General features: G+C 65.3%; 14 protein-coding genes. 8 read left to right on the top strand and 6 right to left on the bottom strand.

Annotated features, from left to right (window positions below):
• Positions 1-5: 5 nt before the first annotated feature.
• Positions 6-374, bottom strand: a complete 369-nt coding sequence (locus tag HNW77_RS11145) for a hypothetical protein (protein ID WP_187353238.1) — start codon at positions 372-374, stop codon at positions 6-8.
• A gap of 229 nt (positions 375-603) precedes the next feature.
• On the opposite strand from HNW77_RS11145, the gene HNW77_RS11150 reads away from it, so the two are divergent.
• A complete protein-coding gene (locus tag HNW77_RS11150) occupies positions 604-960 on the top strand; it encodes a YidB family protein (protein ID WP_172157686.1) in 357 nt (118 codons plus the stop codon).
• Between the two features lie 103 nt (positions 961-1063).
• The gene (locus HNW77_RS11155; protein WP_172157688.1) at positions 1064-1828 is read left to right on the top strand and encodes an SDR family NAD(P)-dependent oxidoreductase; all 765 of its coding nucleotides are present in this window, start codon (positions 1064-1066) and stop codon (positions 1826-1828) included.
• Between the two features lie 109 nt (positions 1829-1937).
• On the opposite strand, the gene HNW77_RS11160 is transcribed toward HNW77_RS11155, so the two are convergent.
• On the bottom strand, positions 1938-2147 hold the full coding sequence (locus HNW77_RS11160) for a hypothetical protein (RefSeq protein ID WP_159261689.1): 210 nt from the start codon (positions 2145-2147) through the stop codon (positions 1938-1940).
• Between the two features lie 154 nt (positions 2148-2301).
• On the opposite strand from HNW77_RS11160, the gene HNW77_RS11165 reads away from it, so the two are divergent.
• A complete protein-coding gene (locus HNW77_RS11165; RefSeq protein WP_172157690.1) occupies positions 2302-3153 on the top strand; it encodes an acid phosphatase in 852 nt (283 codons plus the stop codon).
• Between the two features lie 107 nt (positions 3154-3260).
• Here the strand turns inward: HNW77_RS11165 and sodC are convergent, their stop codons facing one another.
• The 3 genes from sodC to HNW77_RS11180 all read right to left on the bottom strand — a co-directional run bounded on the left by sodC (position 3261) and on the right by HNW77_RS11180 (position 7259).
• Positions 3261-3812, bottom strand: a complete 552-nt coding sequence (gene sodC, locus HNW77_RS11170; protein WP_172157692.1) for a superoxide dismutase[Cu-Zn] — start codon at positions 3810-3812, stop codon at positions 3261-3263.
• A gap of 271 nt (positions 3813-4083) precedes the next feature.
• Entirely contained in the window at positions 4084-6078 is a 1995-nt protein-coding gene (locus HNW77_RS11175; RefSeq protein ID WP_172157754.1) for an AAA family ATPase, read from the bottom strand.
• Between the two features lie 185 nt (positions 6079-6263).
• Positions 6264-7259: a hypothetical protein gene (locus HNW77_RS11180; RefSeq protein ID WP_172157694.1), complete on the bottom strand. Its 996-nt coding sequence runs from the start codon at positions 7257-7259 to the stop codon at positions 6264-6266.
• 453 nt (positions 7260-7712) lie between these two features.
• Between HNW77_RS11180 and panB the strand changes: the two genes are divergently transcribed.
• From panB to HNW77_RS17745, 3 genes are read left to right on the top strand one after another with little or no spacing between them, the layout of a single operon-like run.
• On the top strand, positions 7713-8543 hold the full coding sequence (panB, locus tag HNW77_RS11185) for a 3-methyl-2-oxobutanoate hydroxymethyltransferase (protein WP_172157696.1): 831 nt from the start codon (positions 7713-7715) through the stop codon (positions 8541-8543).
• On the top strand, positions 8540-9391 hold the full coding sequence (locus HNW77_RS11190) for an MFS transporter (protein ID WP_241694423.1): 852 nt from the start codon (positions 8540-8542) through the stop codon (positions 9389-9391). Before panB ends, HNW77_RS11190 begins: the two co-directional genes overlap by 4 nt.
• Before the next feature lie 38 nt (positions 9392-9429).
• Complete coding sequence (locus HNW77_RS17745; RefSeq protein WP_338033787.1) at positions 9430-9771, top strand: MFS transporter; 342 nt, start codon at positions 9430-9432, stop codon at positions 9769-9771.
• On the opposite strand, the gene HNW77_RS11195 is transcribed toward HNW77_RS17745, so the two are convergent.
• Positions 9720-12047: a TonB-dependent receptor gene (locus HNW77_RS11195; RefSeq protein WP_172157698.1), complete on the bottom strand. Its 2328-nt coding sequence runs from the start codon at positions 12045-12047 to the stop codon at positions 9720-9722. The genes HNW77_RS17745 and HNW77_RS11195 overlap by 52 nt on opposite strands.
• 180 nt (positions 12048-12227) lie before the next feature.
• Between HNW77_RS11195 and phoU the strand changes: the two genes are divergently transcribed.
• Positions 12228-12932, top strand: coding sequence for a phosphate signaling complex protein PhoU (gene phoU / locus HNW77_RS11200; protein WP_172157700.1), 705 nt, complete (start codon positions 12228-12230; stop codon positions 12930-12932).
• Positions 12933-12937: 5 nt separating this feature from the next.
• On the top strand, positions 12938-13666 hold the full coding sequence (locus HNW77_RS11205; RefSeq protein WP_276592090.1) for a response regulator: 729 nt from the start codon (positions 12938-12940) through the stop codon (positions 13664-13666).
• Positions 13667-13716 lie beyond the last annotated feature (50 nt).

Below are 13716 nucleotides of genomic sequence, written 5' to 3' on the forward strand. Positions count from 1 at the left end.
TTTCATCATTGACCTGTTTTCAAATGATCGCTGCGCCAGGGTCCGGGGCTGTGCGCGGGCGGTAATTGACGGCCTGCCGTTTGTACCCCACACAAACAGCCCGTATTGTCTGGAACAGGGTCATCATCCTCGAACATGGCCCGGCAGCGGGGGGAAAGCTGGTCGAGCTTGCTTTCCAGGCATTCCGTCATCAGCTTTTCGTTCGGAATGTCGAGAAAGCACAGCCTGAACACGTCGCTCTTGCATGCACTGGCCTGATCACCGCGCTCGGCTGCATGGGCGGGTGGGGTGGCGCAGGCAACACCCGTGGCAACACAGACTAGCGCAAGCAGCCCATGCGTGGTGGAACGCCGGGCATCGGGCAGGCGTCGCATCGCGTTTTCTCCTTTGTGCTCAAGGTTGCGTGGTCTCGCTGCATCACAGCGCATTGCAGTTTGCTACAACTGTCAACCCTTTTTGTCATAACAGGACAGGCAAGGGCGTGGTCCGGAAGTTTCCTGAAAAATACACGACAGTCTTCATAAATCCGTGATGGCACGAATGCCGTCCTGCCTTCGTTGGCCTGTCATGACCACAACGTCAGACCACAAAGGAGCAGATACCATGGCTACCACCCGTACTGATCAGATCGGACAGGCCGCAGGCAGGGTTGCCGATGTGCTGACCGGCGCCCGCACCGATACATCGGGCCTGATGAGCGCGGTCATTGCCTATATGGGCAATGCCGGCAGCCCCGGCCGCAAGGACCTGCATGCCCGCGCCCGCAAGGCCGGGCTGGAAGATCAGGTCACCCGCTGGGAAAACCACCCCACCAACACCACGGCTGACGAATCCGTGGTGACGACCCTGATCCCCGGCCCCGTTATTGACCGGTTCTCCGCTGAAACGGGGCTGTCGCGTCCCGCCACCATCAAGGGGCTTGGCGATCTGCTGCCCCACCTTGCGCGACTGGATGGCTGATATACGCCTGCCGCCTGCAGATGGATGCATTTTCCTGTTTGCAGGCGGGGGCAGGGGCCTATGATCCCTTTATCAGACATCCCCTATCAGGCAGGACGACTTCATGACCAGCGTCACTTCCCCCGCTTTTACCCAAGGCCCTGGCGTCGTGATCGTAACGGGGGGCAGCCGGGGCATTGGCCATGCCATCAGCGCCCTGCTGGCGCGTGAAGGCCATGCGGTGGCCATCAATTACGCCGCCAACGCCGCCCCGGCGGAAGCGCTGGCGCGCACCATTACCGAACAGGGTGGCCAGGCAATGGCCATCAAGGCCGACCTGTCCCGGCCGGAAGAGATCCGCACCCTGTTCGCCCGTGCGCAGGAACTCGGGCCGCTATGGGGGCTGGTCAACAATGCGGGCGTGACCGGCGCCAGGGTGCGGGTGGAGGAACAGACTGCCGAGACGCTTGATGCACTGTTCGACATCAATGTCCGCGCCACCATGCTGGCGGCGGGCGAGGCGGTGCGCCGCATGTCCACCCGGCATGGTGGCAGGGGTGGTGTGATCGTGAACCTGTCTTCCGTTGCGGCACGGTTGGGCGGGTTGCCGGGTTTTGCGCCCTATGCCGCCACCAAGGCGGCGGTCGAGGCGTTTACGCGCGGCCTGGCCAATGAGGTCGCGCGCGAGGGCATTCGCGTCAATGCGGTCGCCCCCGGCCTGACCGCGACCGACATGGTCCCCCCCGAGACCGTGAAACTGGCTGAAACCGTCGTGCCCATGGGCCGCGTGGGCCATGTGGACGAGATTGCGCAGGCGGTGGCGTTCCTGCTTTCGTCCGCATCATCGTACATGACCGGCAGCGTCATGACGGTATCGGGCGGGCGCTGAAAATATAAAGGTTTTGGGTGTCGCCTTTTTTCAAGAAGGCGGCATTCTTCTTTGAAGCTTTTTGCAAAAAGCTTCACCAAAAACTTTCATTACTTTTCAATGATTTATTTTAAAGCGAAGGCCCCCACATGCCCGCCACGAACACGATGGCCCCAAGCGCCAGCATGGCGATATGGAACATGACCTGACCCGGCATGGCATCGGGGCTGATGTTCAGCCCGTGAATGAACTGGACGAGCACCAGCGTCAGCCCGACCACGCACAGCCCGATCCGCACGGGGCTGATGGTGGTGGGCCATATCGGGTTTCTGCGGTTCATCAGGTCGCGCCTCCAGCTTGTCGGGCCAGCATGCCATAAAACCGGCCGGGGCAGAAGATGCCTGTGGTTCATGCGGCATTTGCCCCTTCCGCGCCCCATGCTATGGGCAGGTATGGCCGTGCCTTGCGGCAAAAGGTGAACTGACAGGAACAAGATGCGTCTCGATCGTTCTGCCATGGCGCGCGGGCTGGCCGCCTGTGCCGTAACGGGGCTGCTGGCCATGCCGCCCGTGGTGGCCTGCGCGCATCCGCACACCCATCATCATGCCGCCCCTGTCCACCACCACCGGGCCGCGCAGGCCGAAGTGCCGGCAGGCCCGCCTTTGCCAGACGGGCAGGTGTTCCTGCCGCCCCCGCCCGGCCCGGACACGGCGCAGCGTGCGGCGGATGCCTCCATCTTTGCCGCGACCCGCGCCCTTGAAGGCACGCCCCGGTGGAAACTTGCCCAGGCCGATAACCGCGATACGCCCGCGCATATGGTCTCGGCCTTTTCCTGCGCAGCGGGCTTTACCCTGCCGCCCGAGCAGTTGCCTGAACTCGTGGGCCTTGTGGCGCGGATCGAAAAGCGCCTCACACCTGCCGTCAATACCGAGAAAGCACTATGGAATCGCCCCCGCCCCTTTACCGAGGCCGAGCTTTCCACCTGCATCCCGCTGCGCGCCGACCTCAAGCGCGATCCGTCCTACCCCTCGCTCCATGCCACCCTGGGCTGGGTGACGGGGCTGATCCTGTCCGATATCCTGCCTGACCGCACGGCTGCGATCATGCAGCGCGCCCGCGTGTTTGGCGAGAGCCGCGTGGTGTGTGGCGTGCAGTGGCAGAGCGATGTCGTGGCAGGCTGGCTCAATGGCGGGGTGCTGTATTCGGCCATGGAGCAGGATGACGGCTTCCGGCAGGAAATGGATGCCGCGCGGGCGGAGGTCACGGCGCTGCATGCCACCATGGCCGCCCCCCCTGCCGCCGAATGCGCCATCGAGGCCGATGCCGCAGCCCACCCGCCCCAATGACCGGAAGTTTCCCGGCCCCGCCTTTTTGAAAAGATGCGGTAGCCGGACACTTTCATGACCTGATTACGGTGGGCTGCGTCCCAACAGTCCCTGATCGGCCATCTGCCCTAATGAATGACGGCGCAGGCCACGCGGTCGCCCGCCCCGCCGATCGGCTGCGTGCGGTAATCATCGGGATTGGCGTGGATGACAAGGGCCGATCCATCGGAATCAAGCAGTCCCGGGTGGCCGTCCGTGCCGTTAAGGGTCACCAGCGTCGAATACAGTTCGACCGTCGCGCTGCCATCCTGCCCGACAAAGATATTGGGCAGGTCCCCCGCATCGTTCGCATTGGCGTTCAGCAGGCCATGGACCACCGGTGTGGCGGCATGGACATGCGCGCCCGCGTCGGTGAATTTCGGCGGTCCGCAGACACCTTTTTCATGGAAATGCACGCCATGCCATCCGGGAATCAGCCCGGTGGCCTCGATACGCAGCAGCACCCCCTTCGGCGCCGCCGTCACATGGATCGCCCCCCGCGCCGTGCCGTCCGTACCCATCAGGGCGCCCGATGCCGTATCGGCTGCCCGGGCGGGGGTGGCGAATGCCGCGTAACCGCTGGCAAGGGAAAGCAGGCCGAGGAAAAACAGGCCAGAAAGCCGGAAACGTCGTGTGGGCATGGATGGATTTCCTTTTCGACGGAGGCGCTATGTTGCGGATGGGCACGCGGTGGCGGGACCGCGATGCATCGGCCGGTTGCCCGGATGCGCCCCCGTCCGCCATGTGATGGGCATGCAGTCTCGACCCATGCGCGGGGAACCGGAATCCAACTCTTTGTGAGGGTGGAACACCCACAATGAAAATACGCTCACCCGACAGGCCGCTGCCCGGCACCTGATGGATGCGGGCCTGCGACGGCAGGGGGTAAAAGGTTCCGGGTGCCGCCTTTTTTCACGACAGGAAACCGATCTTTCGATTCCCCTCGCGGCCTGCGGTTTCCGCGCGCAGGCGCTCGAGCAGTTCCTCCGGGGTTGGGTTTTCATCCAGCAGCCGAGCCCGGCGCAGCACCAGCGCGAAGTCTGATGGCACCAGCGTGTGCAGGTGCCGCAGGGCAGCGGGCGCCTCCTGCCCGAAAAAGCGCGAGAACGCATGCGCCGCCTGCACCGCGTTCAGGTAGCCAAAGCGCGCGCGGAACAGGAAGCGCCGCATGCTGGCCGGGTCGAGTTTTTCCACGAGGTTGGTGGTGCAGGCGAATGGCAGCGGGTGCTGCTCCATCCAGGTCAGCATCTCGTTGACCTGGCTGATCTCCCATGACCGCTCGGCGGAGCGGCGGTCGCCTAGCAGGCTGTCGGCCTCGTCAATGATCAGGAAGGCCCCGCTGTCGCACGCCTCGGCAAAGGCGGCTGCAATCTGCTGTTCGCTCTGGCCCACGTATTTGTCCAAAAGGTCGGAGGCGCGTTTTTGCAGCACCGGCATGTCCATCTCGGCTGCGAGGTGGCGGGCATAGGCACTCTTGCCCGAGCCCGGCGGCCCGGATAGCAGGAGCGATACCGCACGCGGTGCGCCGGGGCGGGCGAGGCGTTGCGTCAGCGCCTGCAGGTCGCAATCGGCGTTGATGAGGGTTGCGTCATAATCCGTGACATCAGGCTGCGATGGCATGGGCATCTGCCCGCCTGCGGCAGCGCGGGCAATGCCGGTGGCGATCAGGCTGGCCATGGCCGAATCGCCGCCTGCAAGATGGGTGGAGCGCAGGGCGTTGCGGAATATGCCTGGTGCCGCCGGTATGGTGCGCGCCAGATCGGCTGCATCCTGCGGGGCGAGGGCCACTTTTTCCTCGCGCGCCATGTCCTGCCACAGCCGCGTGCGCACGCCGATGCCGGGCTGGCGCACCTCGATGCACAGCGCCATGCGCCGCGCAATGGCGGGGCCGAGGGTATCGAGGTCGTTGGCGGTCCAGATCACCGGCGTGCCGCCCTGCTCGAGCAGGCGGTGGAAGAACACGCGGCTGTAGGATTGCGGCGCGTCGAACAGGCTGGAGGTGAACAGGTCCTCCGCCTCATCGAACAGGAGGATGGATTCGGTATTGCGCAGCAGGCGCGTGCTGCACCGCAGGTCGGCCAGGCGCTCATGGCGCGAGGGCTCATCGCCCGCGCTGTCGGCCTCGCCCACGGGGTACAGCGTCGCCCCGATATGCCGCGCAAGGGTGGCGGCAAACTCGGTCTTGCCGGTGCCCGGCGGGCCATAAAGCAGGATGTTGATGCCGCTGGCATGGGTGGCCACCGCCGCCTTGAGCAGTTTTGCCGCGATCTCGGCCTGCTGGCCCAGATGGGCAAAGGCTTCCCACGGCAGGGTGGCGGTGCGGGGCTGGCCGAGCAGCATGGAGCGGATGTCGCCCACCACGCTGGCGCGGCGGTTCATCAGCGCCATCAGGCGGGGCAGCAGCGTGATGTCGCCATCCTCGTCCACGGTCATCAGCCCGCTCATGCGCAACTGGCCATCAGGCGCAAGGGCGGTGGCAATGTCATCTTCCTCCTGGCCCAGCAGCAGGTGGAGCAGCGGAATGTCCTCGCACAGGAACGGCCCGCGCGAGCGGTTCTCGCACAGATCATCCCATAACTGCTCGAAATGCCCGTTCAGGCGGTAGCACATGGCAAGACCCAGCACTTCGCTGGCCACGCTGCCCAGGCCGGTGGCGTGGCTGAGTTCATCCAGCCAGGCATCTACGTAGCCCCGGTCGTTCATGTGCTGGAGGCGGATTTCCTCCAGCGCGTGGCCCAGGCGCTTCCATTCCGTGGCGGTGGGCGGGTTCTCGCCATCGTGCCGGGGGGCGGCGGGCAGGTCCTTGTCGGGCAGGCCAAGATCGGGCTGGGCCTGCACCACGCAGCGCACGAGGGCACCGGCATCACGGGACCCGCGATGGATCGAACCATGCAGTTCGCACAGCATTTCCAGCAGGCGGCGGGTCTCGCCGCGTACGCGCGGTGAGCGGGGCTGTACCGTCCTGCGGCGGGGTGCCGGTCGTCTGCTTTTGGCCAATGCCATATATCGGGTCTCCTGCTACTCCTGCTGAATATAGGTATTGCAGGCCCGGATGTCGTGGGGGGAGACGAATATGTTTTCTCCCCCCTGTCCTATCGCCCGTCCGAGAGGGCGAATCCGGTTTCAACCCCGTTGAGCATGGCCACGAGTTCCGCCTGGCGCAGCGGGTCGGTGCCGGTGGTGACATGGGCGTGGGCGCGCTGCTTCAGGCTGTCAACCATGTTGGGGCTGACCGCATGCCCGTCACCCTGGCGCAGCATGTCGGCCAGGCTCAGCCCCTGCTCATGGGCGGCATGGGCCACGGCAAAGGCCATGTGGTTGACGATGTTCTCGAACACAAACCGCCCGAATCGCGACTGGCACCGGCTGAACTGCTCGAGCGCGCTGGCATAGCGCGCCACGGGATCGGCCTGCCCCACGATGTGGAAGTGCCGGGCATGGTGGCGCGCGGCTTGGATATGCTCCTCGCGCGCTTGGTCCCATTCGCCAATGGCGGCGCATTCCGTCTCGATCAGGCAGTGCAGCGCGCGGGCGTTGAGGCTGGCGGCGATGAAATCCGCGTGGGTGATGTCGTTCCATGTCAGCGGCTGGCCCGGGCGGCGCATGGCGAAGCGGAAGCCCCGATGCCCGTCAATGCCGTACACGATGGTGGTGCCGCCGCGATAGAGCGGGTCGGTGCCGGTCACCATGATGTGCCCGCTATCGGCGCGGTGCATGTAATGCTGCCATGTCATGACATCGAGCATCGTTTCATCATCCACATGCCGCGCGGTGTGGCGATGGGCGTGCTCCATGAAGTGCGGCACCGACAGCCCCGTTACGGCGCGGGCCGAGAAATCGACCTGCCACCATACGCAGGCCTTGAGCAGGTGGAAGGCTAGCGAATCACGCAGTTGCGCCAGCGCGCCGTCCTCCGGGGCGAGGGCGTCGCGGTCGGCGTCGCACAGGGCTTTTACGGCCTGGAAGCGGCTGGCAAGCAGGTCAAGCTGGCGCGCGACGGGCTGCCAGGGGTCGAAATAGCTTACCAGGCATTCGGGGCGTGAATGCTGCAGATGCCAGGCAGCCAGGGCGGTACGTGTTTCACGCATCGGACGGTCCTTGAAGTATCTGTGGCCAGAACGGTTGGGGCTGGGGGGTGGAGCGGGCAGGACGGGCCTGCACCGCGCGGAACCATGCGCCACAGGGATGGGGGCGGGTCACATGGAGGTACGGCATGCGCCCTGGTTAGGGGGGTGGGGCCTGTGTGAAGGGTCGTTGAATGCCGTAATGATGTATATCATAGGCATATTATGTGATAATAGTAATTAATATCACATTAAATCCACGACAGGTTTCTCCCTGACTAAGCGGAATCAGTTTTTATTCAGTCTGTTAAGTCAACGGCACGCAGGGCGCAGGCGTTCGGTGCAGACGGCATGTACCCGCCCGTGGCCCCGCGCGGCGGCGTGGCATGACGCCAGAAGGGGATTTGCCAAGACTGATGGGCTGCAATATCCAGATATCATCGTAACGCATATGGATATGGCAGGAAAATGGCAGGCATGGGCAAGGGCGAACAGCCCCGGCGGCGGACCATCCGCGATGTGCGCAAGGGCACGGAACCCGGTGTATGGCTTACGGCCTATACCGCGCCCATGGCCCGCAGGCTCGATGCGCATGTCGATGTGATGCTGGTGGGGGATTCGCTGGGCATGGTGGTGTACGGCATGCCCGATACGCTGGCCGTGAGCATGGATATGATGATTGCCCATGGCGCGGCCGTGGTCCGCGCCTCGCACCAGGCCCTGGTGGTGGTGGACATGCCCTTTGGCGCCTATCAGGAATCACCGCAGCAGGCCTTCCGCAACGCAGCCCGCCTCATGGCCGGGACCGGCTGCGGCGCGGTCAAGCTCGAAGGCGGGGTGGAAATGGCCGCAACCGTGCGCTTCCTGGCCGAGCGCGGCATTCCCGTGTGCGGGCATGTGGGGCTGATGCCGCAGGCGGTCAACGCCACGGGCGGCTTTCGCACGCAGGGGCGGGACGAGGCACAGGCGCGCAAGGTGCGTGATGATGCCCATGCCATTGCGGATGCAGGCGCCTTTGCCGTGGTGCTCGAGGGCACGGTCGAATCCGTCTCGCGCGAGATCGTGGCCGCCGTGCCGGTGCCGGTGATCGGCATCGGGGCCTCGCCTGCATGCGATGGGCAGGTGCTGGTGGTTGATGACATGCTGGGCATGTTCGGCACCGACACCCCGCGCTTCGTGCGCCGTTATGCCGATGTGGGCGATGTGATCGACAGCGCGGTGGCCCGGTATGCCGGGGATGTGCGCACCCGCCGCTTTCCGGGGCCGGAAGAATGTTTTGGCACCCGCCGCGCGGTCACGCCGGGATGATGCGCCCGCCCGCGCCGGTGCCGCCTCCTCCCGCCCGTGTGGGGCTGAAGGAGATCGTGGCATTTGGCGCGGGTGATGCGGGGTTCAACATCATCTGGGGGCTGATGCTCAGCTACCTGGCGTATTTCTATACCGATATCTGCTTTTTCCCCGCCCGGATGGTGGGGTTCATGCTGCTTGCCGCGCGCGCGGCAAGCCTCGTGACCGACCCGGCCGTGGGGTTGTGGATCGACCGCAGGCCCCCCGGCCACCAGGCCCTGCCGCTGCTGCGCGGCGGGCTTGTGCCGTTCATGGTGCTGGTGGTGCTGACCTTCGTGCCGCTGCCGCGCGGCTGGCCCATCGTTGCGCGCGCGCTGTGCGCGGGTGTGGCTTATATGGCGCTGTGCGTGAGCTACGGGGTGGTCAATACCGCCTATGGGGTCATGACCAGCCTGATTTCATCCGATCCCGCCATCCGCCTGCGCCTGGCCACGAGCCGCATGGTGGGGGCCACGCTGGGCGGGCTTGTGGTCAGCATGGTCACCCTGCCGGCGGTGGACTTTCTGGGCCATGGCAACCGGCAGGCGGGCTTTGCCCTGTTCATGATGGTGGTGGCGTGCGTGGTGGGCGCGCTGGTATGGCTGCCCGCGCGGTTGTGCCATGAGCGGGTGGCAACGGCGGGGGGCGATATGGCGCCCCGGCAGCTCGTTGTATCACTGCTGGCCAACCGGGCCTGGCGGCGGCTGACCGGGGCCATGCTGCTGACCATGCTGGGCAGCACGTTCCTGTTCGGCGCGCTGGTCTATGACGTGCGCTACGTTTTGCATGCGGGCGACCGGCCTACGGGCTGCCCGCGCGGCTGGACCTGACCGGGGCGGGGCTGGCGCTGTTCGGGCTGTGCGTGGGCGTGTGCAATCCCGCCTGCTTCACCCTGCTGGCACACGCCATGCGGCACGAAGGCGGTGCGGGCGGCCTGCATACGGTGGGGCTGGGCTGGGCGCTCAATTCCATGGCCTCGAAAATGGCGTTTGACATTGGCGGCAGCCTGCTGGCGGGGGTGCTGGCGGCGGCGGGTCTGGTCAGTGGCGCTGCCGGGCAGACGGCGCAGGCGCAGGCAGGCATCCATGCCGGGTTCCTGCTGGTGCCCGCCGTGCTGTACCTGCTGGCGGGCGGGCTCGTGCTGCGCGGCCTTGTGGCTCAGAACCCGGTTGCGGCGGTAAACAGCACCGCAAGCCCGCCGCCCACGTAATATTGCGGCCCGTCGGCCCTGGTCAGCGTGGGGGTCGCCACGCCCGAGAGATAATGCTGGTTGGTGATGTTGATGAAATTCATGCGCAATTCGGGGTGCGAGAGGAAGGCATGGTCATCCATGCGGTAGCCGATGGCGAGGTTGCCGGTCGTGTGGTCGGGCATGCGCTCGTCATTCATGAAGGTTGAATATTGCCGCCCGGTGTAATGCACCGAGGCCATGCCGAAGAAATGCCCGTCATCATAACTCAGCCCCGCCGATGCCTGGAGTGTCGGGCTTTCCACCGCCGTCTTGCCGCGGGTTGCCAGCATGCCGGTAGCTGATGGAATATCGCTGTCGATGGTGGCATGCAGGTATTCGCCCGACAGGTAGGGCGCGAAGTGGTGCCACGGCTTGAGCCCGATCTCGACATCCACCCCGCGCGAGGTCTGGCCGCCCCCGTTGATGGTGGAATCGACCTGCGCGCCGTTCACGTTGAGCAGGGTCTGGATTTCGCGGTTGGTGAAATCATAGTTGAACAGCGTCAGGCTGCCCACGATCAGGTCGCCGTTGTAGCGGTAGCCGAGTTCCTCCGACACGGAATATTCGTTTTTAAGCTGGGTCGTGATGCCGCTGGCCGTCACCCCGCCAAACAGCGCGCTTTCATCGGGCGTGCGGAAATTGGTGGTGGTGTTGAAGAACACCATGTGGCGCGGCGTGATCTGGTAGCGGATGGCGATGCGCGGCAGGGGGGTGGCGCTGTTGCTGCCCGCCGCCGTCTGCACCCCGCCCGATGTGGTGGTGCCGGTGCGGTCGAGCATGACTTCCTTGAAGCCCACATCCACCATCAGCTTTTTGTGCAGGAAGTGCATCCGGTCGCCAAGATAGAGCGCATTGGTCTGCGAGATCATGTGGTAGCTGCCCGCGTCAACCTGCTGGCCGCTGGCGTCGAGCAGGGTGCGGCTGATGCGGTCCACCCAGATATCGGGCGCATAGCCCTGTGCGTTGACGGCGGTGAAGGGCTGGTGCTCGCTGTCATCGGAGTAGTCGTACCAGTAACCGAACACGAGGTCGTGGTTGCCAAGCTGCCAGTCGAGGGTTGTGTTGAAGCCCGCGCGGTAGCTGGTCTGGGTCCAGTTCGCGCGCACCACCGTGCCCGCATCCGCCCCGCCTGAAAGCCCGGCATCGCCCAGTGTCGTGCCGCCGGGGTCGTTGCCGTAGCTCCACTGGGCATAGGGCGTGACCTTGAGGTGCAGCCCGCGCGCGAGTGTAAAGCGCGCGGGGGCCGCAAGGTAGGCGATGCGCTCGGGCTGGCGGTACAGCTCCCAGTAATCGGTACCACCGGCGGCGTTGTTGGGGTTGTAGGTGGCGGCGAGGTTGTTGGCCGCGCCATGCACGCCCTGGGCCTGCCAGTCCGCCTTGTCCACCGGCGGGTAGTAGCTGGCCACCATGGTGTTCCAGGTGCCGATCAGCGAGACGCGGTTACCCTGCCCCCATTCGCGCAGGAACTTGAAGTCGATATGCTGGCGCTCGTCATGGCCCGGCCCGCGCCAGTTATCGGTATAGCCGTGCGAGTAGGACACGAAGCCGCGCAGGCCGGTATGCCCGATCTGCCCGGTTTCAAGCCGCAGGAACTGGCGGTTGGTGTTGTAGGAACCATAAGACACATCGGCATACCCCCCCGCCCGCAGCGAGGGGTCGCGGAAGGTCATGCTCATCAGCCCGCCCGCCGCGTTGAGCACGGGCGAATCAAGATCCGCCGAGCCCTGGGCCAGCGAGACGCTCTGGTAGTTCTCGGTATCGGCGAACTGGCCGGGATAGCCGTTGTAATAGGCAATATCATTGAGCGGCATGCCCTCGAGCACGTAGCCCAGCGAATCCCCGCCCAGGCCCCGCACGCTGATATTGGTCTGCGGCGAAAAGCCCAGCGGGTCGGAGGAGGAGACATTCGCACCCGGCAGCAGGCTGACCATGTCGAACGCCGTGGCACTCGGGGCCTGCTTGCGCATGAAGTCCGTGCCGATGGTGCTGACCGATTTCGCCGCATCCTCCACCCGGATGAGCCCGCCACCGGGCTCGGTGCCCACCACGCGCTGGCTGGTTACGGTCAGCCTTTCCACCTTGCCCGCGGCAGGCGGGGCGGGCGGTTTTGCGGTGGTGGCCGTGGGGCGGCTATCACCAGCCGCCGCCATGCCCGGCCCGAGGCCAAGCACGGCGCTGATGGCTGCACTCAGCACATGCAGGCGGCCAGCGGTGGGGAGAGGGAACACAACGGGGCGGCAGGGCGGGCGCGGCATGGGGGCGTTCCTGAAAAATATCTTTTTATTTCATTATTCTGTCTCATCCGGGTGGGATATGACATCGTCTTGAACAAATCGGGGACCGATATAGTATAGTCACGCAAGGCATCGTAAGCCCCGTTATCGGGCGGATCATGCATAATTGCGCGGGCAGGCAGGCAAAAAAGGTTGCGGGTGGTGGGACAGGAATCAGCACATATCGTACGCAGTTACGAGCAGGAACTCGAGCAGTTGCGCTCCATGATGGCGCGCATGGGCGGATTGGTGGAACGCCAGACCTCGCAGGCCGTTGCCGCCATTGCCGACCGTGACGAGAACGCCGCAGGCATCGCTGCCGATCTTGACCCGCAGGTCGATGCGCTCGAGCGCGACGTGGAGGCGATGGTCATCCGCATCCTCGCCCTGCGCTCGCCCGTGGCGGGTGACCTGCGCGAGGTGGTCTCGGCACTGAAAATCACCGGCGACATGGAGCGCATCGGTGATTGCGCCGCCTCCATCGCGCGCCGTTCGCTGCGCGCCGAACTGCTGGCCTCGCGCATCTCGCTCAGCGGCCTGCGCAGCATGGGCCGACTGGTGCAGGACAACCTGCGCCGCGCCATCGATGCCATGAGCCAGCGCAACCCCGACCTTGCGCGCGAGGTGTGGCAGTCCGACACGGCGGTGGATGAACTCTACAACGCCATGTTCCGCGAACTCGTGACCTACATGATGGAAGACCCGCGCAATATCGGGCCGTGCACGCACCTGCTGTTCATAGCCAAGAACCTCGAGCGCATCGGCGACCACGCCACCAATATTGCCGAGCGCGTGTACTACACCGCCACCGGCGAGATCCTGCCCGTGGTGCGGCCACGTGGCGGGTTCTCGGGCCAGGGAAGCTAGACCCCGTGCAGGCTGCCGACCAACCGCTCCGCATCCTTGTTGCGGAAGACGATGCCGCCCTGTCCGTCATGCTCACCTACAACCTCGAGGCGGCGGGGCATACGGTCATGCCGGTCGATAACGGGCTTGATGCCCTGACCGGGGTGACAAGCTGGAAACCCGACCTCGTGCTGCTGGACTGGATGATGCCCGGCCTGTCCGGCGTCGACCTGTGCCGCAGGCTGCGCATGGCGGCAGCGACGCGCTACCTGCCCATCATCATGCTCACCGCGCGTGGCGAGGAGCGCGATTCCATCCACGCGCTCGATACCGGGGCGGATGACTACCTCGTCAAGCCCTGCGGCATGGACGTGCTGCATGCCCGCGTGCGTGCCGTCATGCGCCGCAGTGCCGGGCGCGGGGCTACGGCTGCCGTGGCGGAGGGCGATGTCCTGACCTTTGCCGATGTCACGGTTGACCATGGCGGCCGCCGCGTGTCACGCGCGGGCGGCACCATTGCGCTGGGGCCGACCGAATACCGCATCCTGCTGCACCTCATGCGCCATCCGCGCCGGGTGTTCTCGCGCGCTGAAATCCTGGCCGCCGCGTGGGATGACCGCATCCATGTGGAGGAACGCACGGTGGATGTGCATATCCGCCGCCTGCGCCTCGCACTCAATGCCACGGGCGGGGCGGACCTGATCCGCACCGTGCGCTCGAGCGGCTACATGCTTGATGATGGCCAGGCGGACTGACAGAAGTTGCTGGTGAAGCTTTTTTCAAAAAGCTTCAGAAGGCGGCACCC

Source organism: Komagataeibacter melomenusus, from assembly GCF_013155395.1.
Taxonomy (GTDB): Bacteria; Pseudomonadota; Alphaproteobacteria; order Acetobacterales; family Acetobacteraceae; genus Komagataeibacter; species Komagataeibacter melomenusus.